Origin of the sequence: Paenibacillus sp. JNUCC-31 (genome assembly GCF_014844075.1) — a bacterium.
Lineage (GTDB): Bacteria > Bacillota > Bacilli > Paenibacillales > Paenibacillaceae > Paenibacillus.
On the sequence record NZ_CP062165.1, the window covers coordinates 6744324 to 6766408 of the forward strand.

Sequence of the window (22085 nt, forward strand, 5' to 3'; positions counted from 1 at the left end):
CAATATGTTCAAGATGAATACAGCAGCGGGTAAAAAAGGTGTAAAGCTGTGCGCGGCTCTGCTGACAGCGGTGCTTATGATCACCGGTTGCAGCGGGGGTTCAGGTGGTTCAAGTGAGGGCAATTGGGTCTCCATTGAAGACCGGTACACGGTTGATCCGGAAAAACCAGCCTGGCAGCTGGATAAAAAGGAAGAAGCTACCGATCTGACCTGGTACGTCAATGCGGACTGGTGGAACACGGATTTTGGCAAAGACATTGTCACCAAAAAGATAAAAGAAGATCTTAACATCAACATCAAATTCATCACAGGTGATGATACGAAGTTGAATACGTTTTTCGCTGGTGGAGATATGCCTGACTTGCTGACGGTGTTTGACTCCAACTCTCCTGTCGTGCAAAAAGCTGCAACCTGGGCCATGCCGTTAAATGACCTTGCGGAGAAATATGATCCGTACTTCAACAAAGTAGCGGCGGCCGATACGCTCAACTGGTTCCAGCTGGCTGACGGCAAAACGTATGGTTATCCGAACTATTCCAATACGCAAGAAGATTATGATAGTGGTAACATTCCAGCCAAAACGGCATTTATCATCCGCAAGGATGTGTATGAAGCCCTGGGAAGTCCTGTTATTGGAACGCCGGAGCAATTCCAGAGTGTGATGAAACAAATCAAGGAAAAGTTCCCAACATTGATTCCGTTTGGGTTTAACGCCATTGGTGAAGGAACGGGTTCACTCGGAGACACGCTGCAAGATTTCATTGGCGTACCGCTGGAGACCGAGAATGGAGAATTCTATGATCGTAATCTGGATGAAGATTACCTGACTTGGTTGAAAACGTTAAACACGGTGTACAGAGACGGAAACATCAGTGATGACAGTTTTGCTGACGACGGTACAGCATTTGAGGAAAAAGTTAAATCCGGGAAATATGCAACGATGTTGCTGGATGGCACACCTCAACAGGGAGGAAACCTGCAAATTTATCTGAGCGCCAATGAAGGCAAAGAATATGTAGCCATTGATGGGCCGCAGAGCACCAAGGGTAATGCACCAACGCTGAATCAATCCGGTATTACAGGCTGGATGATCAATTTTATTTCCAAAGACTGCAAAGACCCGGCGAAAGCCATGCAAATCTTTACGTACCTGCTAAGTGAAGAAGGTCAGACGCTGATGAACTACGGGATTGAAGGCGAGACCTATCAAACGAAAGCAGACGGTACGGTTGAGTTGCTGCCGGCTGTGAAAGATATGCAACTGCACAATGCAGATAAGTTTAAAAAGGATTACCGTATGGGTGAATTTATGTTCTTCGGTCATGACCGTCACAAAGCACTAAGTGCAGATGCCTTCCCGGAAGCCATCAAACAAATGCAAGAGTGGGGCAAAGGCAAACTGAAACCACATTTCATTCTGGAGAATATCAGTCCAGATCAAGGAACACCTGAAGCCCGTGCATTGTCAGCGATCAACACCAAATGGAATTCAACATTGGTGAGCATGGTACGTGCCAAGGATGATGCCTCTTTTGACAATGCGCTTGCGGTTTACAAATCCTTTCTGGGGGAAAACCGCTGGGATGACATTGTGAAGGTTCGCAGTGAAAAGATGAAACAGAATAAAGAGAAACTGGGTATTCAATAAGAGAAATGTGGAGGGAAATCAGATGACAACATTCAAAATGTACAAATCCACGGGAGAAGATGAATTATTTGTATCGGTATCCCCGGATCAATTGAAACCGCAGCCATCCGATCTGGAGACAACGACCATTCAGCTCGATGATCGGCAAACCTATCAGGAGATGGATGGATTTGGGGCTTCTTTTACCGACTCGTCTGCCTATCTGATCAACCAAATACTAAGTGAGGAGCAGAGAGCTGATGTCATGACCCGGCTGTTCCATCCGATAGAAGGCATTGGCTTGTCAGTTATCCGCAATCCGATGGGGGCTTCAGACTATGCTAGAACGGTGTACAGCTATAATGATCTGCCAGAAAACCAAACGGACCCGGAATTAACCGGGTTCAGTATTGCACACGATGAAGTGGATATTATTCCCTTGACTCAAAAGGCTTTGGAATTGAACCCCGAACTGAAATTGTTCGCATCGCCATGGAGTGCCCCGGGTTGGATGAAAACGAGTGGGTCGATGATTACAGGACAACTGAAAAATGAGTGGTATTCCGCATATGCTGAATATTTTGTGAAGTATATCCAGGGTTATGGAGCGAACGGTTTGCCGATCCATGCCGTAACTCCGCAAAATGAGGCACTTTACGAGCCAGGACATTATCCAGGCATGTTGATGCCGGCGGAAGCGCAAGCGGATTTTATCAAAAATCATCTGAAGCCAGCTCTGGTCCGCAACGATATCCAAGCGAAAATTCTCTGTTATGATCACAACTGGGATCGACCGGATTATCCACTGACCGTGCTGGAACAGGCGGGAGATGAAGTAGACGGAGTCGCTTGGCATTGGTATGGGGGAGAAGCCTCGGCTCAAACGAAGGTATATGAAGCGGTTGCGGGTAAAGAGGTGCATTTCACAGAAGGTTCAGGAGGGGAATGGATTCCTCCATTCGAACAAGCCTTCTCTAACGTGATCAGAACCGGGATTCAGATTTTGCGGAATTACAGCAAGTCTTTTGTACTCTGGAATATGGCACTTGATGAGAATAACGGTCCTACCGTCCCTGGCTTTGGAAAAAGCACATGTCGTGGTATTGTACAGGTCAATCAGCAAACGAAAGAGCTTACCTATACATTGGACTATTATGCTCTGGCTCATTTCAGTGCATTGATTCGTCCAAAGGCAGTTCGGATTGAATCGACTTCCAGCGATGCATCCATATATTCTGTAGCTTTCAGAAACACGGATGGTTCCACCGCGTTAGTTCTCTTCAATGATGGGGATCAAACCGGAAATGTGAAGGTAAACCTTCGTAATGATGAGCTGTTACATTTGCAATTGGAATCCAAAGGTGCCCTGTCCATCTTGATCAACTCATAAATAAGAGAAAATAGCGTGTTTCAGGTTCATTAAAACAAAATAACGGCAGCAAGGGGATGTCCCTCGTCATATTCATGACTTATGGGACATCCCCTTGTTATGTTACGTTCGATATTACGTCCAAACTGCTTATATTCTTTGAATCGCAAGATTCGGTGTGCCTCCGCTCTCATCAATAAAGAGAACATACTGGCTTGGCATTTGCATTGACACTAATTCTTTATGTCGTCAGCACTGTCGTTTGTTTGCGGTACTCCGTCGGATTAAGTCCTGTATGTTTCTTAAATTGCCTGGAGAAATAGTATAAGTCACTAAAACCAAGGTCTTCGGCAATTGCAGTTACTGTGTTCGAAGTACACGTGAGAAGCTCCTTGGCCTTATTGATTTTCTTGCCTGTTATATAGTGAATGGGAGGAACACCGATCTGCTGTTTGAAGAAACGAATGAAATAATTCGGATGCATGTGGGCAATCTGAGCCAGATCCTGCACCGAAATGTTTTCTTCAATATTGGAATCAATATAAGCCAATATTGTGGATATCTTTTCCATAATAGGCATATTTACATAAGAGATCTGCTGCAGATCCAGATTCATCACATAGTGAGACAATAATTCTACCAGTTTGCTCTTGGCCATCATATGAGCATAGACTTCGCCGGAGTTGGCATATGCAAGGATGCTGTCGAAGATTTCCTGAACCAGCTTTGGATCATTTACGTCACAACAGTGCGGGAACTTCAGGATTTGGAACAGGTTGATTCCGCCAACCTTTGCGCTAAAATGGCACCAGTATTTGAGGAATGGACGATCACTAATGACAGAATAGGACTGAATCACTCCTTCTGGCATTAAAATAAGCTGTCCGGGTGCCGGATAGTATTCCTGATTCCCAATCTTGAGCCAGCCTTCACCTTCACATATGAAGTAAAACTTGCTGTAATCGGGGGTATAATTCATATCACGCCAGTCGGTTTCACAACGATTGTAGTTGACCATGAACAAATCAACCTGCAGATTGGACAAATGGTTCGTGAGTAATGTTTTATGATTCAAAGTCCTCATCTCCTAACAAAGGTTATTATTGTCCATCCGAAAGTTAATGTTCTGCATGTCTATCTGTTGATCCAGCCACTACAATACAAGTGGATATGATAACGGAAGGAATGAGAATGAATCATGGACAACAACGCTTATTTGCAAAAAATCGAAGCAACAATCACCGAAGGCAAGTACAAAGACAACTGGAACTCGCTTAGTGCCTTTCAGGTTCCAGAGTGGTACAAGAACGCGAAATTCGGTATTTTCATTCACTGGGGGCTGTACTCCATTCCGGCTTATGATAGTGAATGGTATTCACGAAATATGTATATAGAAGGCTCCAAAGCCTATGAACATCATCTTGCTGTTTATGGACATCCGAAGGAATTTGGATACAAAGACTTTATTCCGATGTTCCAGGCGGAGAAGTTTAATGCTGATGAATGGGCAGAACTTTTTAAAAAGGCGGGAGCCAGATATGTCATGCCAGTTGCCGAACACCATGACGGGTTTCAAATGTACCAAAGTTCCATCTCTCACTATAACACAGTTGAAATGGGACCCAAACGGGATCTTCTGAAGGAGATGAAGGCCGCGTATGAGAAACAGGAGTTGACCTTTTGTGTCTCCTCACATCGAGCAGAGCATTGGTTCTTTATGTCTCATGGAAAGAAGTTTGATTCGGATATTAAGGAACCGCTTGCACGAGGCGATTTCTACTGGCCTGCGATGCCCGAACCGGATCATCATGATTTGTATGGTTCACCTCCTTCCGAAGAATTCCTGGAAGATTGGCTGATTCGCTGCTGTGAGCTTGTGGATCAGTATCAGCCCAAAGTATTTTATTTTGACTGGTGGATTCAGACGGCTGCCTTTAAACCTTACCTGAAAAAATTCAGTGCCTATTACTATAATAAAGGGGAAGAATGGGGAACCCCTGTTGCTATTAATTATAAACATGATGCATTTATGCTCGGCTGTGCCGTCCCGGATGTGGAGCGAGGGCAATTCGCCGATCTCAAACCTTATTTCTGGCAAACCGATACCGCTGTAGCCAAAAACTCTTGGTGTTACACGGAAAATAATGACTATAAATCTGCGGATGAAATTATTAGAGATCTCGTCGACATTGTAAGTAAAAACGGAAGCCTTCTGCTGAACATTGGACCGAAAGCAGATGGCAGCATTCCCGATGAAGATCGGGACATCTTGCTTGCCATAGGCAAATGGCTAGACGTGAATGGCGAAGCCATCTACGATACGACGTTCTGGCGTATATATGGTGAAGGGCCAACCATGGTGAAAGAAGGCCAGTTCACAGATGGGAATACCAAGGTTTTTACAAGCGAGGATATTCGCTATACCGTAAAAGAAAACATCCTGTATGCGACAGTTCTTGCCTACCCTGACAATGGAGTTGTTCATCTTAATGCGTTGAAAGAAAACTCCCATCATTTTCAAGGTTTGATCAAGGACATACAGGTTCTTGGTTTTGATGAACAGCCGGAATGGAACAGAACGGAAAATGCATTGTCGATTACAACAAAGAACGTACGAAGCACAGCACCCATTGTTTTCAAATTAGAACTGGATTAACAGGACGAAGGGCCATAACGAGGAGTGCTACTCTCTGGTTAATGCCCTTCGTCCTTTTTTATCAAGAATTCGTCTTTGACGCTCTAATATCTCCGTTTTTTGCTTGAAGCGGATTGCGGGGGCTTGCTTCGTTTATGGGACACACGGTGTGTGTTAGCCTTACGCCGTCGATTGGATAAGTGCTGCCGGATGAAACGTCTTTTCTTTTGGGTGGGTATTCGGGGAAGTGGTTGCATTGGTACTGGTGACAGATCAGAGCGTACATCCGGTATATCATTCAGTGCTTTGTAGTTTATTGGGACAATCTCAAGTGTTCTTAACATTCGGGGAATTTCCGGATCGACAAACACTTCCAGCTCATGTTCTCGAATGTCCAGCCAATTGGAAATGTCACGCAGAACATCATCGACATATCCCGGATGACATACAATTTCGGTAACACCTGGGCGGAGCGTGGAAAAATGCTGAAGCAAACGATGTAATCCTTCATTGCCTTCGTAAGTATCCAGCAGAATCGTCTCCGTCATTCGAGGAGCTGGCAGATCAGGGATTAAATGCTGAATTTGCGATCTCCGGAGTGGGATGTTTTCCCGGACTGCTTTCTCGGCCATTATTTTATATACTCTGGGATCGTTTTGGTGCAGCAATTGATGAGAATCCAGATGTGTAGGAGAAAGGGATGTATGCATAAAAACATTCCACTGCGCTTCGAGTTCCTTTGCAATATCCGTGATGTCTCGCACGAAGACATTGTTGCCCTTATAAAAAGAACCGTCAGAGTTCACCAGGGAAGGCACATGAGCCGGGTTGGACACAGGCCTTCCGTACGTCAGGTTGAAATGCAGTCCGATACCAAGGTCTGGCAATAATCGGGCACAACTCACTGCATGATCGAGACCCGGCATATTCACCATCATCGAAGTACTCGTGATTCCCCCAGCTTGATATGCTTGAATAATTCCCTGATTAACGCCGGGTGACAGTCCAAAATCGTCCGCGTTAATAATCACTTGCCTGATCATCCGCTACCTCCTTCCTAACATTGACTAGGAATCAACTGCCATGCCCCCAATATATTAAAGACAAGAAAGTATGGACCGTTCATTCGCACAGGCCTGACAAAATTACTTCAAATGATGACATGTCCTTTACATATTCTGTTCACTTGGAGAATTTTCGAGCTGTCCTCGTAATACATTTAATGTAAAAGATGCGATGGATTGATAAAAATGGGGTGTTCCCTTTCAAGTCAGTCCATTAACATGAGGAGGGAAAATGGTTGAAAAAGGGAAAAATGATAAGTCTGCTTGTGCTTTTCAGTTTGCTGGTTGCGTTGCTGCCTGGCACGACGACAAACGCAGCGCCAAACTGGAATCTGGTGTGGAGTGACGAATTCAATGGAAGCTCTCTGAATACGTCGAATTGGTCAGCAGAAATAGGTACCGGCAGTGGCGGATGGGGAAATAATGAATTGCAGTATTATACAAATCGCACCGAGAATCTGCAAGTTACAGGCGGGAACCTGGTCATTACTGCTCGCAAAGAAAATTACAACGGCAGCAGTTATACCTCGGCACGAATCAAGACCCAGGGTTTGAAGGATTTTACTTACGGGAAAGTGGAAGCACGGATCAAGCTGCCGTCAGGTCAGGGGCTGTGGCCTGCTTTTTGGATGCTGGGAAGCAATATTAATTCCGTTGGCTGGCCGAAGAGCGGAGAGATCGACATTATGGAACGGGTCAATAACAACGCTTATGTAAACGGTACCGTGCATTGGGATGCTAACGGGCATGCCGATTATGGAAAGATTTCGGAAAATCTCGATTTTTCTCAATTTCATGTATACAGCATCGAATGGGATTCCAAATATATAAGATGGTTCGTGGATGGCAAGCAATTCAATGAATTTTACATCGAAAATGGAACAGGAAACACCGAAGAGTTCCAGCGTCCGTTCTTCCTCCTGCTAAATATGGCTGTGGGCGGAAACTGGCCTGGCAGCCCCAATAATGCGACACCTTTCCCGTCACAAATGCTTGTGGATTATGTACGGGTATATCAAGCAGCGAGTACACCCAATATTGTCAGCGGGGGCCTCTATACGATCGGTTCCAAAGCAAGCGGTAAAGTGTTGGATATTGTAGATGTGTCTACGGCAAGTGGAGCCAAGGTGCAACAATGGACCAATTACAGTGCAACTAACCAAACGTTCAGGGTGGATAGCACAGGTGATGGTTACTATAAACTCACGGCTGTTCACAGCGGCAAAGTACTGGATGTGCCGAGCTCGACAGCATCTCCTGGTGTACAGCTTCAGCAATGGGACGATAACGGGTCTAACGCCCAAAGGTGGAGCATTCAGGATACGGGTAACGGTTACTATAAAATCATTTCCAAGGTGAATGGATTGGCGGTGGATGTATCGAACTCTTCAACAGCAGATGGGGCCGCAGTGCAACAATGGAATGATAACGGTACAGATGCGCAAAGATGGTCATTTAACAAATTGAATTAAATATATTGCAATAACTTTGGGAGAATCAATTACAAGATTCATTGTGCTTATATATTGTAAACATCTCTGCCAACAAAGACCAATTGATCATTGCGATCAGAGCAGCAGAACCTAAAAAGAACGGTGTGAAGTTTCTCACGTCGTTCTTTTTGGTGTCAGAATGAATCAGACTTAGTTATAAAGAACTCTATGAATCAATCAAAGAGTCAAGGTATTTCGCATTTATGAAAAACAGAAACATAATGGAGAGTCATTAGACTTATGAAAGCATTAAAAAGGCTTATTTTCTATATTTTTCTATAAAAGTACTTGTATATCTCTTTTTTTGACTCTATAATATACCATAAAAATACAATTACTTTCTAAACTTTATATTATATGTAATTTTGAGAGTGTGTTTGTACATATGTAAAGAAATCTCCTGATCTACCCAGTTCCATAATACTCCCATGTAAAGTATGCGTTCTTGCTAACGCTGGTGATTACCCTCCATAATGCATGCGAATTTCCGCTCACAAGATGAATTGATCTGAAATCCACCTCTTCCATATAAGCTGAAAATGGCTATCTACTATCTTTCACATACGATGTAACTTACTAACCAATAACCTGTCCTGTAAAGGAGGTGAGGCTTGATGTAGATAAACGCAATCTGTCTATCCAATTGAGGCCGTTTCATCATTTCGTTTAAAGAAATGGGTACAGTGAATCGCTGTATTACAAAAACCGGGTAAAGGGAGTGGAAAAGTTTGATAAAGATAAACCGTTTACGCAAGCCGCTTTCCATGGGCCTGTCGCTTCTCCTTGCATTATCTATCATTCATCCGGTTTCAGCTGAAAACGCTGCATCGCAGAAGATCGACATGAAATCCAGTTTGGAGAAAATCACCACCTCCAAAATCAACGCCAAGCTGAGCAAGGAATTTGAGAGCAATGATTATGTAACTTATCTGGTGAAAATGAAAGAACAGGTAGACACAGCCTCAGTATCCAAGCTAGCGATGGAAAAGGCGACGATTGAAAAGCAAACGGCTTCTGCAACGAAATTGTCTGTGCGAAGCACGGTTGTCAGTACGCTGCGGGAAACGGCCTCACGATCCCAGTACACCCTGGAACATTTTCTTGAAAAGGAACTTGACCTTGGCAAAGTCAAAGAATATAAAAGTTATTTCATCGTTAATGCACTCGCAGTAACAAGTACGAAGGAAGTGATGGAACAGATTGCACTTCTTCCCGAGGTGGATAAAATACTGCCTAACGAGCAGCGTTATATGCAGAAAACCGAGGTTAGCAGCGAAAATGCAACAGCAGCTCCAGCAACAGAGTCTGCCAAGGCACCAGCCAAAGAGGCAGCAGCGAAGGAAAATGCAGCGGCTGATAATAAGAACTTGCAGACAGAGAACGTTGAATGGAATATCGATTCTATCAACGCGCCAGCAGTCTGGGATAGAGGAATCGACGGTACTGGAATCGTTGTTGCCAACCTGGACAGCGGGGTCGATTACACCCATCCGGCGCTCCGCAGTAAATGGAGAGGACTTGACGCTTCGGGAAATATCGTTGATCCCGAGCTAAGCTGGTATGATCCCCATAGCAATGCCTCCCTTCCTGCGGATGGAGACGGTCATGGTACACATACGATGGGTACAATGGTAGGTTCTGAAGCCAACGGTACCAACAAGATCGGGGTTGCTCCCGGAGCAAAATGGATTGCTGTCCGGATTTTCAATCCGGAAACCACCGATGCCATTATACTGGATGGCGGGCAATGGCTGATTGCTCCAGTAGATGCCGAAGGAAACCTGCATCCTGAGCTTGCCCCGGATGTGGTGAACAATTCCTGGGGTGGTGGCCCAGGATTAGACGAGTGGTTCCGTCCAATGGTTCAGGCTTGGCGAGATGCACAGATCTTTCCGGAATTCTCAGCCGGGAATGTGACACTGACGAACCCGGGAGGTCCAGGTTCGGTTGCGAACCCTGCGAACTATCCAGAAAGCTTTGCTACCGGAGCAACGGATATCGACGGGAATCTGGCTTCCTTTTCCCTTCTTGGTCCGTCCCCATATGAGGAGATAAAACCTGAAGTTTCGGCGCCAGGTGTTAACATTCGTTCCTCTGTTCCGGGCGGAGCATATGAGGGTGGCTGGAACGGCACGTCCATGGCAGGCCCGCATACAACTGCACTGGCCGCACTCCTGCTTCAAGCCAATCATTCCCTTACGGTTGATCAGTTGGAGCAGATCATTATAGATACAGCGACACCGAGAACAGACAGCCAGTATCCAACATCGCCAAATAACGGATACGGACACGGCATCATTAATGCATTGGATGCAGTAGGTTCCGTACTCGAGGGCATAGGAACAGTATCTGGCAGGGTTGTCACAGCAGGTGACGATCTGGAAGCACCAATCCTGGAGCATACGCCTGTAAATTCTGCTTTTACGGGGCTGGATATTCCGCTGACTGCGCGTGTTACCGATAATGTCGGTGTAACTGCAGTCGAAGCTTTTGCCAAAACAACAGGCACAAGCCAATATGTATATCTGCCAATGAATCGGATTGATGGAGATGCCAAAGACGGAACCTACACAGCGACGATTCCGTCATTCTTAATCGAGTCGCAGGGCTTGGAATACTACATCCGAGTCAATGATTACGGTAACAACGGATTCGAGAGTAAAGTTTATAAGGTTGCAGTATCCAATGGAGTCCAGCCTGGATATCTGCAGGATTTTGAGGAAGATAATCTCGGCTTTACCTCGGGGGGCGTTGGTAACACTTGGGCTTGGGGAGCACCAACAAGCGGTCCGGGAAGTGCCTTCTCTGGTGATAAAGTGGTTGCTACCAACTTGACCGGTACTTATGCAGCCAATAGTAATACCTATTTGCTCGCACCGCCAATCGATCTTACCCAGAGTACAGAGGGAGCATTGGTGTCCTTCAAACACTGGTATGATTTGGAGAGCAACGTCGATTTTGGAAAAGTGTACATTGCAACGGAGGGCAGTGACTATGCATTCGAAGAGGCATTGAGCTTCACGGGTGCTGGTGGAGGATGGAAGACACAGTATGTGGACTTGCGTGATTATGCTGGTCAGCAGGTGTTTATCAAGTTTAATCTGACGAGTGACAATTCCGTTCAAAAGGCTGGCTGGTATATCGATGACTTTTCAGTTCAAGCACCAGATGATATTGCTCCGGGAGCACCAAGCGGATTGTCAGCTTCATCCGACATACTGGGAAATGTAAACTTGTCCTGGACCGGAACAGACGATGAGGATTTGCAATCCTACAACATTTATCGTTCAACAAGCTCAGGAAGCGGTTATGAAGCCATCGGAAATACTTCGACAACAACCTTTACGGATACCGCTACGGTGACCGATTCGACTTATTATTATACGGTAGCCGCTCTTGATTATAGCGGCAATGAAAGTGACAAGTCGAATGAGGTATCCGTGACCGTGGAGGTCCCAGAAGATATCTATATCGACCATTTCGATGGCAATAACGACAATGATTGGACTCATTCGGGCACCAAGGACGAGTGGGAGCGCGGCGTACCCGTCGTTGGACCTGCCAGTGCCGTATCTTCGCCGAATGTGTGGGCAACGGACTTGGACAGTACGTATGAGAACGGGTCGAACTATTCTCTGGTATCACCAGTGGTGGATCTGACTCAGGTGGATCAAGCCACTCTGACCTTTAATCATTGGTATGAGATTGAAAGTGGATACGATTACGGCTATGTCGAGGTCACGAAAGACGGTGGCAGCACATGGTCGGAGCTCGGTAAGTTCTCTCATTCTTCAAATGGGAAACAATGGACACCGGTATTCTACGATTTGACTGCATTGAAGGGAAATGAAGTTCAATTCCGGTTCAGATTGACTTCAGACAACAGTGTCGTCAAGCAAGGCTGGTACATCGATGACTTCCGCATCTTGGGAATCGCCGCTGAGACGGTGACAAAAGATACGGCGGTTGTTCTGAACAGTGATAAGCCTAAGCCGGCATATGATAATCCTTGGTACAAAATTTCAAGCACGGACAAGGCTGAATTCAATAAAACCAAGCAGGAACAGCCCGAAGTACAGAAACCTGGAACAGGCTCTGTAACGCCGCAAAGCTTGCCTGCAAGTGCAACGGTCACCGTTCTGGAAACAGGACGTTCCGTGAAGACGGACCCGACGACAGGCAAATACAGCTTTACTCACGTGGCCGGCGATTACACGTTGAAGGCTGAGGCCTATGGATATTACCCTCAGACGAAGACGGTAACCATCACGGACGGTAGTGGAGCGACAGCCAACTTCAATCTGGAGACCATTCCTCAAGGCAAGATTGAAGGTATTGTGAGCGATGAACGGACAGGAAAGCCTATAGCTGGAGCATCCGTTCTTGTATTGGAAGATGCTCAGGTAGGTGCTGTTCGGACAGGGTCAGACGGCAAATTCATCCTGGACGTACTGGAAGGAAACTATACGCTGTCCATTATGGCTGCTGACTATTACAGCAAAACTGTAAGTGTAACGGTACCTGGAAATGGAAAAGTCGAAGCGAAGGTGGCGTTAAAACCATTTATCGGGTTTCCCGGAGAAATCGCCTATGACGATGGAACAGCTGAAAATGCAAGAGCATTTGTCGCGGCCAATAATGCTTGGGCTGTACGTATGACTCCGGAAATGGAAACTGCACAGCTTACAGGTGCATCCCTTCGATTCTGGAATACGGAGTGGCCTGTACCGGGGGGGACGGCATTCCAATATGCTGTCTATGATGCCTCCGGTTCGGGTGGAGCACCAGGACGATTGCTGGCGGGACCGTTCGACGGTACGGCACTGCGCAATGATCAGTGGACAACCGTTGAGTTTCCAGAACCAGTGGTGGTGAAAGGTGACTTCTACATCGTGTATGTACAGACAGCTGCTGGAACGAGCGCACCGGGACTTGCAACCGATGAAACGGGTGTGAATGCGGAGCGGAGTTGGCAGCGTGTAGGGGGTGTATGGAGTACTGCACCCGCAGAAGAGGGGAACTATATGATTCGTGCAGTGGTGAGATACCCGGTGAATGCACCTGTCCTCACGCAACCGACGAACACTTATACGAATCAATCGACATATGCCGTATCCGGAACTTCTCCAGCTAATGGAGCCCAAATCAAGATCTATAACGGGAAAGAGGTTGCGGGAACAACAACTGTAGAGAATGGAGCGTTTAAGCTTAATGTAAAACTCCGTGCAGGCATTAACGCCCTTACTGCCGAGGCGGTAGTTAACGGAAAGACAACGGACCGTTCACTTCCAGTTGTAATCATTTTGGATCAGACCGGACCTGTGTTAACGGTTCTGACTCCTGAGGAAGGAAGCCGAACCAATACGGAAGTAGTGCATGTGACAGGCCATGTAGAGGAGCAATTCCTCGACAAGGTGACTGTGAACGGACAAAAAGTGCAATTGGAGAAAGACAGAAGCTTTAATCACCGCCTACTCGTAAATGAAGGCCAGAACACCATTACAATAACGGCGACGGATATTGCCGGCAATAAAACAACCGTGACCCGTGTCGTTCATGTGGAAACAGCTCTGCCGGAGCTTACGAATATTTCTCCAGCGGAGGATGTACGGATAGTGGCAGGAGAGAGCGTGGCGGTTTCTTTCGACAGTACGCCTAATCTGCAAGCTTCTTTCCGGATTGAGCTGCCATCCAATCTGAGCACACAGGCTGGGGCAGAGATTCCATTGGTGGAGACAGAACCTGGTCATTATACAGGCACCTACACCACAGCTTCTTCGCTGGTGCTTGATGGTGGAGTAATCGTGATCCGTGCGCAGGATGCAGCAGGAAACAAAGTTGAGGTGGAAGCGCCAGGACGTTTGTTCGTTGCTGCAGCAGAAGCTTCCGATACGAACGAGCCTTCTGACGAAAATCCCTTGCCATAAATCTGAAATTGAAATGAAAAGCCGACAAGCCCAAAGATAGTGGCTTGTCGGCTTTTCGTGTGTAGTGGTTCCAACTTTTTTAATGAAGAGGAAGCTTCCTGTAACACGACGGCGTGAGCGGGAAGCTTTTTGCTTGTTATTCTCGAAGGGTTGTTCTAAATCATGTCGTGATTTTATATATTTATTGTCGTAAGTTCCTATTAAAATTAGATCAAGTCTGTGTTACTTTATACTTAGATGTCAGAATATCATATAGTATGGAGGTTAAACATAGTGACCATTCGAATAGGCAAAATAAGCTTATGGCACGTCCATGCCTGGGATTATATCAAGCAGGTTCAGGAGCATGAAGATACGGAGATGGCTGCGGTGTGGGATGAAGATGCCGTGCGCGGACAGGAAGCAGCCGAACGTCTGAACGTACCATTCTACGCTTCACTTGAGGATATGCTGGCACAGGACAACATCGATGCCGTCATTGTGGATGCGCCAACTCGCCTTCATGAAGAGGTAATCTCAGCTGCTGCAAAAGCAGGCAAACATATTTTCACAGAGAAAGTTATTGCTTCAACCGTAAAAGAGGTCAATTCGATCATTACTGATGTACAGGATAGCGGAGTGAAAATGACAGTTTCTTTGCCTCGTTTGAATGATGGATATACATTAACGATTCAGGATGTTCTGCGCCAAGAACTACTTGGTAAAGTGACTTATGTTCGTGTACGCCTATCCCATAACGGGGCCATAGGCAACTGGTTGCCTGAGCATTTTTATAATTTGGAAGATTGCCAGGGCGGGGCATTGATTGATCTCGGTTGTCATCCGATGTATCTGACGAATCTTTTCCTGGGTCAAGAAGTGACTGGTGTTAATGCCAATTTTGGATATGTAACTGGCAAAGAGGTTGAAGATAACGCCGTTGCCACGTTATTTACAGATTCCGGAGCAATTGGGGTGGTCGAGGCTGGATTTGTGAACAGTCATTCGCCGTTTACGATCGAGGTTCATGGTACGGAGGGCACACTGTTATACGGAACACCGGAGAATAAGCTGCTGATTCGCACAAATGTCGGTTCAGATCAACAAAAAGAATGGACGGAGATTCCTTTGCTGGACAGAAGAGAAAGCGCATTCAGCCAGTGGGTATCCCATATTCAAAATGATACGATTGCTACCGAGAATTTGCAGACGGCCACTCAGTTAACTCGACTGATGGAGGCGGCCAACCTCTCTGCCAAGGAAGGGCGCAGAATCTCCTTGAAGGACTTGCAGGGGTAGGATATTGGGAGGTGGTGTATTGAGCCGATATCCTTATGAGAAAATGCTTGAACGACAGGATATCCTGGAAAGGCTGGAAATCTCGATCCTGTGGGGACACTACGAGATACGTGTATTGCGATTTCATCTGACTTCTTTTCCGGCAGGCAGAGTCGTTGATTTTCATAACCATGCGGAATTCGAATTCCATTTCATCCCGAGAGGTAAAGGTAAAGTCATTCTGGGAGATGAAATGCATCCGCTTTCGGAAGGCATGCTGTATTTAACAGGTCCAGGTCTTGTTCATTATCAGGAGGCAGATTCCCAGGAGGCCATGGATGAGCTATGTCTTCATGTGGATATCATTGAACATCCCAGAGAAGGTGTAGATCCGTGGGAGGCAGCGGAATCCGAGGAAACGATCGAAAAGCTCAGAACACTTCCTCTTGCTCCAGTCCATGATTATCATCGTGCCATGAACTGTTTCCTGGAAGCATATGAGGCTTGTGATCGTAAACTCATCGGATATTACACGTCCATCAAGCAGCAAGTGATCAGTATTCTACTCAAGACCGTCCGAGCCTACGATATCGGGGGAAATCGGGCGGAGGCGCCTGTGCGGGACATGTCGGTGTACAGGTACGATTATGCCATTCAGTATATGGAGGCGAATCATCCCACAGCAGTAACGCTGGAGAATGTAGCGGAGAAGCTGCATATTAGCAGCAGGCAACTGCAACGAATCTTTTATCAGGTTCAGCCGGAAATGCCTTTCAGCCGTGTGCTGGAGGATATTCGCCTGCGTGCGGTGTGCCGCAATTTGGAAGAAAGTAATGTTTCCATCGAACAAATTGCCCTGGCTTCAGGGTTTACCAATGCCAATTATTTACATGCGGTTTTTCGCAAACGTCTGGGGATGACCCCATCGACTTTCCGTAAAATGAAACAACCAATCCAAAAGTGAGGGTGAATGGATATGAGTAAAACGTATCGTGTAGGAATTATTGGCTGTGGCGGAATTGCAAACGGCAAGCATCTGCCGAGTCTGAGCAAACTTGATAACGTGGAACTGGCTGCTTTTTGTGACATCGTTCAGGAACGTGCAGAAGAAGCCAAAGAAAAATATGGCACTTCCGAAGCAAAGGTGTATACGGATTATCAGGAATTGCTCCAGGATGAATCCCTTGACATTGTTCATGTACTGACACCGAATATCTCCCATGCAGAGATTTCTATTGCCGCACTGGAAGCTGGAAAACACGTCATGTGTGAGAAACCGATGGCGAAGACATCCGCCGAAGCTCAAAAAATGCTTGAAGCAGCCGAGCGGACTGGTAAAAAGCTGACCATCGGATACAACAACCGTTTCAGAGAAGACAGCTTGTACTTGAAGCAGCTATGTGAAGCTGGCGAACTGGGTTCGATTTACTTTGCCAAAGCGCATGCGATCAGAAGAAGAGCTGTACCTACATGGGGTGTTTTCCTTGATGAGGAGAAACAAGGCGGCGGACCGTTGATTGATATCGGTACACACGCGCTCGATCTGACTCTGTGGATGATGGATAACTATCAACCGAAGGTTGTTCTCGGCACAACCTATCATGAGCTTTCACAACGGGAAAATGCAGCGAACGCCTGGGGCCCGTGGGACCCGGAAAAATTCTCCGTCGAAGATTCCGCTTTTGGCATGATTGTAATGGAAAATGGTGCAACGATCATGCTGGAATCCAGCTGGGCGCTAAATTCACTGGACGTGGATGAAGCGAAATGCAGCTTGAGCGGAAGCGAAGCGGGCGCTGATATGAAGAATGGCCTGCGCATCAATGGCGAGAAATTCAGTCGTCTGTACACCAACGAAATTGAACTGAGTGCAGGCGGGGTTGCTTTCTACGATGGAAAGAGCGAGAGCGCGCCGGATGTAGAGATGAGAAAATGGATTGAAGCGATCGATAAGGATCTGGAACCGGTCGTAACCCCTAAACAGGCTTTGGTGGTTTCGCAAATACTGGAAGCACTATACGAATCCGCTCGTACTGGTAAAGCCGTATATATGAACGAATCCAATCAAGCCTAGTATGAATTTCAGAAACCTTTATCCTCATCAGGAGGGTAAAGGTTTTTTGGTGTTATACACCCTATCGATTCGTCTATACCATTCCCTCCTCCTGAACGTATGATGAAAAAACATATATGTGCAGAAAAGAGGGTATGTCATGACTGCAAATAAATCGGGAAACGGTGTCTCCATCATTGTATGTACGAATCGGCCACAATTCTTTGACAACATCCTGCAAAATTACAATCGACAGCGCTACAAAGGGAAAGAACTTATCATCATTTTGAATCATGACAGCATGAATCTGCAAGTTTATCGGAACCGCGTTCGAAAACATGCTAATGTTACCGTTTATCAAGTTCCAGAAAGCATATCGTTAGGACAAAGCCTGAATGCTGGTATCACCCGAGCCCGATTTTCGTTAATCGCCAAATTTGATGACGATGATTACTACTCCCCTTTTTATTTGAAGGAACAAGTGAAAGAACTCAAGCGGACCCAAAGTGATATCGTGGGCAAACATTCCTGCCTGGTCTACTTGGGCGCTTCAAAGACGCTGTTGGTCAGATCCCCCACTGAACAGAATAAATATGTGGAATTTGTACAAGGCGGTACGCTTCTATTCAAAAAGGAGATATTAAAAAAGGTCCGGTTCACAGATCGTTCCGTTGGAGAAGATGTAACCTTTCTGAGGCAGTGCAGAAAAAGAGGATTCAAAACCTATGCTACATCACCATATAACTATGTGTATCACCGGAGACAAAATAAAAAAAGTCATACCTGGAGGGCAGATGATCACTTTTACCTGGAAGGCAGCAAACAGTTGGCAATCACGAAAGATTTCAGATCATTTGCAAATAAGGAGATCTAGAGAAGAGAGATTCAATGGAATGAAAAAAAGTAACATTGCCGACGAATAACGAAATGAAAAAGATGTATCTGTTTCATGCAGATGCGTCTTTTTTAGCTTGGAAAACAGGCCAGACTGAAAACTATTTGTATATTTCCTAAAAAAACTATTGCATATCTGTTTAGTCGGAATTATATTAATGGTATAAGGTCTAGACCATTAACAGATCGGAGTGTTTACATGTCCAGTTCGTTTTCATTTCGTTTTGAGAAAGTATCTACCAAAAAGGTTAGTGAATTTATAAGGGAGCAACTTGAAGAAGCTATCATACTCAAAGAATTAATGAGTGAAGAACAGCTTCCTTCCGAACGAGACCTTGCCGAGATATTTAATGCCAGTCGAATTACGGTTCGCGAGGCGTTATCTGCGCTGGAGGAAAAAGGCCTGATCGAGAAACGCGTGGGGGCCAAAGGTGGTACTTTTGTGTTGCCACTTACAGCGAATTCTCATAAACGCACAAGAGAAGAAATTATGCGGGATTGGGATCAGATGCTGAAAGTGTTTGAATACCGGACCATTATCGAGCCGGAGGGGGCTTTTTTGGCTGCTGAGCGGATCACCGCAGGCGAGCTGGAACTGCTTGAAGCCTATATGGAGCAAAGTATTGAACCTCACTGTACGAGGGAATGGTTCCGGGCCCTAGATGTGAAATTTCATCTGACCATTGCCAAGGCATCCGGTAATCCGTACTGTGAGACGGCTGTTAGACAAATCCGGACTAAAATTAATCCGGCACTGGACTTGATGCCCTATGATGACCGAATTCGCTCCCTCAATCATGGGATACATATGGAGATTCTTGACGCGATGAAAGCACATGACAGCATCAAGTCCCGGGAGACGATGAAAAAACACATTGAATTCTCGGCCGATGCAATCTATGCCAGACTCGTTTCAGAATCCGATGAAAAAGAAGGGGATGAGAACTAATGGAACAATCACAACTATATCAACGCGCACAAGCGCTTCAGCCCAAACTTATTGCCTGGCGGAGAGATTTCCATCGCCATCCGGAAATAGGGTATGAAGAATTTCGAACGTCAGAGATTGTAGCCAAACATTTGGAAAGTCTGGGTCTTGAAGTAACACGTAATGTCGGGAAAACCGGAGTCGTGGGAGTGCTGCGGGGAGAAACGGAAGGGCCTACGTTCGCACTTCGGGCAGATATGGATGCATTGCCAATTCAGGATCAAAAGGTAGCTGACTACAGCTCCCAGGTAGAAGGCAAAGCCCATCTGTGTGGGCATGACGCGCATACAACCATTCTGATGGGTGCGGCTGAGCTGCTAACAAGCCTCGGCAGACCGAAATCGGGCAACATCAAGTTTGTGTTCCAGCCTGCCGAAGAAGGATTGGCAGGTGCACGTGCCATGATTCAGGATGGGGTACTGGAGAATCCGAAAGTCGACGCGATCGCAGGGTTACATATGACTCCTGGGCAAGATACGGGTACTGTCGGGGTAAGCAAAGGCGTGGCGTTTGCCTCGGCAGACCGTCTGGTGATTCGGATACTTGGCAAAGGTGGACATGCTGCCCGTCCGCATGAAGGTATCGATGCCATTGCCGTATCTGCTCAGGTTATCACTGCACTTCAGAACCTGGCTAGTCGTATGGTAGACCCGCTTGAGCCGGTTGTGGTAACGATCGGTAAAATCACCGGTGGCTACATGGGGACAGCGATTGCTCCGGAGGTCGAGATGATTGGTACAGTTCGGACGCTTTCTCCGTCCATTCGTGAACGCATGCCAGCCTTGATTGAACAGGTCGTTAGTGGGGTATGCAGTTCGTTCGGCGCCGGTTACGAAGTCATCTATGGCGATGGCTACCCGGTTGTAGTTAACGATCTGGGCATGGTGGACCTGCTTGCGGAGACCGTTGATAGTCTTGAATGGGCGAAGGGGTGGAGCAGCATTCAGCCTTCCACGGGCGGCGAGGATTTTGCGTTCTACTGTGAACAGATTCCAGGTGTTTTCTTTCGATTGGGTTCAGGGAATGAGGAAGAGCGAACCCGTTACCCGCTTCACCATCCAATGTTCGATCTCGATGAGACGGTAATGCCTTATGGTGTGGGTATGCTGTCTGCCGTAGCGCTTGAATTTTTGGCAAGAAACACAACTTCTAAGGGGGAGCATGGACAATGAGAAAAAGACAATGGACAAGCATGTGGATCACATTATTGGCTGTAGTACTGGTGCTTAGCGCTTGCGGTGGAAAGAGCACTGGTACAGATAGCAATTCGGCATCAAGTGAATCAGGAAGCGGAACATCTGCCAGCACTACGCTTACCATCGCAGCTGCTACAGATATTGAGAGCTTCGATCCCCATAACAACAATAATACGTCCAGTGAAGCAGTACTGGTCAACGTATTTGATTACCTGATCAAAAATGACAGTGAACAGAAGAAAGTTCCAGGACTCGCGACTTCATGGGAACAGGTGAATGACACAACTTGGCGCTTCAAGCTGCGTGAAGGGGTGACTTTCCATAATGGAGATCCATTCACCTCGGCGGATGTGAAATATACGCTTGAGCGTGTAGCCAAAGACAGCACTCTGAAACAAAACAGCTACTTCAAAAACATCGTTGAAGTCAAAGCGGTCGATGAATATACGGTAGATATTATTACAGACGGGCCAGATCCGCTGCTGCTTAATCGTCTGTCCAAAATGGGAGCAGGCATCCTGCCGGCAAAATATATTGAGGACAAAGGTTTTGATCAATTCCTGAAACAACCTGTTGGCACGGGTCCATACCAATTTAGCAAATGGACAAAGGATGATCGTGTTGAACTTGTGAAAAATGAAAATTACTTCGATGGTGAACCGAAATGGAATGAAGTTGTATTCCGTGTTATACCGGAAGCTTCCACACGAGTATCTGAACTTCTGGCTGGTGGAGTTGATATCGCTGCATCCATACCATCCACAGACATTGCTCGTATTGAAGGCGAAGCGGACAAGAAGATCGTCAAAGCGCCGATCCAACGTGTACTTCAGTTGATTTTCCGTCAAACAGAAGGCAGCGTCACAGCTGATCCGAAAGTTCGTGAGGCTATTGATCTGGCGATTGACAAGCAGGGCATTGTAGACAGCATTGCCGGAGGTGCAGGTATCGTTACCCGTACATCCGTGACACCTGGCAACTTTGGGGCAGATCCTTCATTGTACAAAACATCGCTGTATGATCAAGAGAAGGCGAAGCAGCTGCTGCAGGAAGCAGGGTATGCGGAAGGTGAAGCGGAGATGACCATCTCGGTATCCTCCCAGTACAAAGAGCCTGCCGAAGTCGTGGCAGCGATGCTGGAGCAAGTGGGCTTCAAAATCAATCTGGACGTGCTTGAACCAAGTGCTTTCAGTGAGCGTTATAGTTCCAAATCATTCAAGGAAATTTTCATGATCGGAATTGGTAACTCCCTCTTTGATGCTTCCAATAACTACAATCGTTACATGGTGGAAGAGGCCAAAGGAGAGTCGGATTATAACAATCCGGAAGTGGAGAAATTGCTCCAGTCTGCGCTGGTTAACATGGACCCGGCTTCCAGGGAGAAAGAATACCAGCAAGTTCAGCACATTCTTGCTGAAGATCGCCCAGCTGTGTATTTGTACCAGATGGAAGGGGTTTATGGAACAGATAGCCGTGTGAACTTCCAGCCGCGTAGTGACGAGATGTTCTATGCTGACGAGATCACACCTGCACAGTAACATCAGACAGAACAACCTGTTATAACAAAGATAAGCCTTGAACG

The 22085-nt window shown here is 46.4% G+C and carries 14 protein-coding genes; 12 read left to right on the plus strand and 2 right to left on the minus strand.

The window, feature by feature from the left end; genetic code table 11:
- Positions 1 to 4: 4 nt before the first annotated feature.
- Positions 5 to 1648: a type 2 periplasmic-binding domain-containing protein gene (locus tag JNUCC31_RS29675; RefSeq protein WP_192266899.1), complete on the plus strand. Its 1644-nt coding sequence runs from the start codon at positions 5 to 7 to the stop codon at positions 1646 to 1648.
- 22 nt (positions 1649 to 1670) lie between these two features.
- Positions 1671 to 3017 (plus strand): glycoside hydrolase family 30 protein, encoded by a 1347-nt coding sequence (locus JNUCC31_RS29680; RefSeq protein WP_192266900.1) that lies wholly within the window; start codon positions 1671 to 1673, stop codon positions 3015 to 3017.
- 220 nt (positions 3018 to 3237) lie between these two features.
- Here the strand turns inward: JNUCC31_RS29680 and JNUCC31_RS29685 are convergent, their stop codons facing one another.
- Positions 3238 to 4071, minus strand: a complete 834-nt coding sequence (locus tag JNUCC31_RS29685; RefSeq protein WP_192266901.1) for an AraC family transcriptional regulator — start codon at positions 4069 to 4071, stop codon at positions 3238 to 3240.
- 123 nt (positions 4072 to 4194) lie between these two features.
- Between JNUCC31_RS29685 and JNUCC31_RS29690 the strand changes: the two genes are divergently transcribed.
- On the plus strand, positions 4195 to 5652 hold the full coding sequence (locus JNUCC31_RS29690; protein ID WP_192266902.1) for an alpha-L-fucosidase: 1458 nt from the start codon (positions 4195 to 4197) through the stop codon (positions 5650 to 5652).
- A gap of 83 nt (positions 5653 to 5735) precedes the next feature.
- Here the strand turns inward: JNUCC31_RS29690 and JNUCC31_RS29695 are convergent, their stop codons facing one another.
- A complete protein-coding gene (locus JNUCC31_RS29695; protein ID WP_192266903.1) occupies positions 5736 to 6674 on the minus strand; it encodes a carbohydrate deacetylase in 939 nt (312 codons plus the stop codon).
- Positions 6675 to 6946: 272 nt separating this feature from the next.
- Here JNUCC31_RS29695 and JNUCC31_RS29700 point away from each other — a divergent pair, with 272 nt between their 5' ends.
- The 9 genes from JNUCC31_RS29700 to JNUCC31_RS29740 all read left to right on the plus strand — a co-directional run bounded on the left by JNUCC31_RS29700 (position 6947) and on the right by JNUCC31_RS29740 (position 22041).
- Positions 6947 to 8167 (plus strand): RICIN domain-containing protein, encoded by a 1221-nt coding sequence (locus JNUCC31_RS29700; RefSeq protein ID WP_192273438.1) that lies wholly within the window; start codon positions 6947 to 6949, stop codon positions 8165 to 8167.
- Positions 8168 to 8916: 749 nt separating this feature from the next.
- The gene (locus JNUCC31_RS29705; protein WP_192266904.1) at positions 8917 to 14115 is read left to right on the plus strand and encodes a S8 family serine peptidase; all 5199 of its coding nucleotides are present in this window, start codon (positions 8917 to 8919) and stop codon (positions 14113 to 14115) included.
- 273 nt (positions 14116 to 14388) lie between these two features.
- Positions 14389 to 15393: a Gfo/Idh/MocA family protein gene (locus JNUCC31_RS29710; RefSeq protein WP_228469307.1), complete on the plus strand. Its 1005-nt coding sequence runs from the start codon at positions 14389 to 14391 to the stop codon at positions 15391 to 15393.
- Between the two features lie 19 nt (positions 15394 to 15412).
- The gene (locus JNUCC31_RS29715) at positions 15413 to 16336 is read left to right on the plus strand and encodes an AraC family transcriptional regulator (protein ID WP_228469308.1); all 924 of its coding nucleotides are present in this window, start codon (positions 15413 to 15415) and stop codon (positions 16334 to 16336) included.
- A 12-nt stretch (positions 16337 to 16348) separates the two neighbouring features.
- Positions 16349 to 17446, plus strand: a complete 1098-nt coding sequence (locus tag JNUCC31_RS29720) for a Gfo/Idh/MocA family protein (RefSeq protein WP_192266906.1) — start codon at positions 16349 to 16351, stop codon at positions 17444 to 17446.
- A 139-nt stretch (positions 17447 to 17585) separates the two neighbouring features.
- On the plus strand, positions 17586 to 18299 hold the full coding sequence (locus JNUCC31_RS29725) for a glycosyltransferase family 2 protein (RefSeq protein ID WP_192266907.1): 714 nt from the start codon (positions 17586 to 17588) through the stop codon (positions 18297 to 18299).
- 219 nt (positions 18300 to 18518) lie between these two features.
- Positions 18519 to 19268, plus strand: a complete 750-nt coding sequence (locus JNUCC31_RS29730; protein WP_192266908.1) for a FadR/GntR family transcriptional regulator — start codon at positions 18519 to 18521, stop codon at positions 19266 to 19268.
- On the plus strand, positions 19268 to 20479 hold the full coding sequence (locus JNUCC31_RS29735; RefSeq protein WP_192266909.1) for a M20 metallopeptidase family protein: 1212 nt from the start codon (positions 19268 to 19270) through the stop codon (positions 20477 to 20479). Before JNUCC31_RS29730 ends, JNUCC31_RS29735 begins: the two co-directional genes overlap by 1 nt.
- Complete coding sequence (locus JNUCC31_RS29740; protein ID WP_192266910.1) at positions 20476 to 22041, plus strand: ABC transporter substrate-binding protein; 1566 nt, start codon at positions 20476 to 20478, stop codon at positions 22039 to 22041. The genes JNUCC31_RS29735 and JNUCC31_RS29740 overlap by 4 nt, the downstream gene beginning before the upstream one ends.
- Positions 22042 to 22085: the final 44 nt, after the last annotated feature.

Bases quoted from the DNA above. Each gene is read 5' to 3' on its own strand.
- JNUCC31_RS29675 (WP_192266899.1), top strand. From the start codon at position 5: ATGTTCAAGATGAATACAGCAGCGGGTAAAAAAGGTGTAAAGCTGTGC.
- JNUCC31_RS29725 (WP_192266907.1), top strand. From the start codon at position 17,586: ATGACTGCAAATAAATCGGGAAACGGTGTCTCCATCATTGTATGTACG.
- JNUCC31_RS29690 (WP_192266902.1), top strand. From the start codon at position 4,195: ATGGACAACAACGCTTATTTGCAAAAAATCGAAGCAACAATCACCGAA.
- JNUCC31_RS29695 (WP_192266903.1), bottom strand. From the start codon at position 6,674: ATGATCAGGCAAGTGATTATTAACGCGGACGATTTTGGACTGTCACCC.
- JNUCC31_RS29735 (WP_192266909.1), top strand. From the start codon at position 19,268: ATGGAACAATCACAACTATATCAACGCGCACAAGCGCTTCAGCCCAAA.
- JNUCC31_RS29740 (WP_192266910.1), top strand. From the start codon at position 20,476: ATGAGAAAAAGACAATGGACAAGCATGTGGATCACATTATTGGCTGTA.
- JNUCC31_RS29730 (WP_192266908.1), top strand. From the start codon at position 18,519: ATGTCCAGTTCGTTTTCATTTCGTTTTGAGAAAGTATCTACCAAAAAG.
- JNUCC31_RS29720 (WP_192266906.1), top strand. From the start codon at position 16,349: ATGAGTAAAACGTATCGTGTAGGAATTATTGGCTGTGGCGGAATTGCA.
- JNUCC31_RS29700 (WP_192273438.1), top strand. From the start codon at position 6,947: ATGATAAGTCTGCTTGTGCTTTTCAGTTTGCTGGTTGCGTTGCTGCCT.
- JNUCC31_RS29680 (WP_192266900.1), top strand. From the start codon at position 1,671: ATGACAACATTCAAAATGTACAAATCCACGGGAGAAGATGAATTATTT.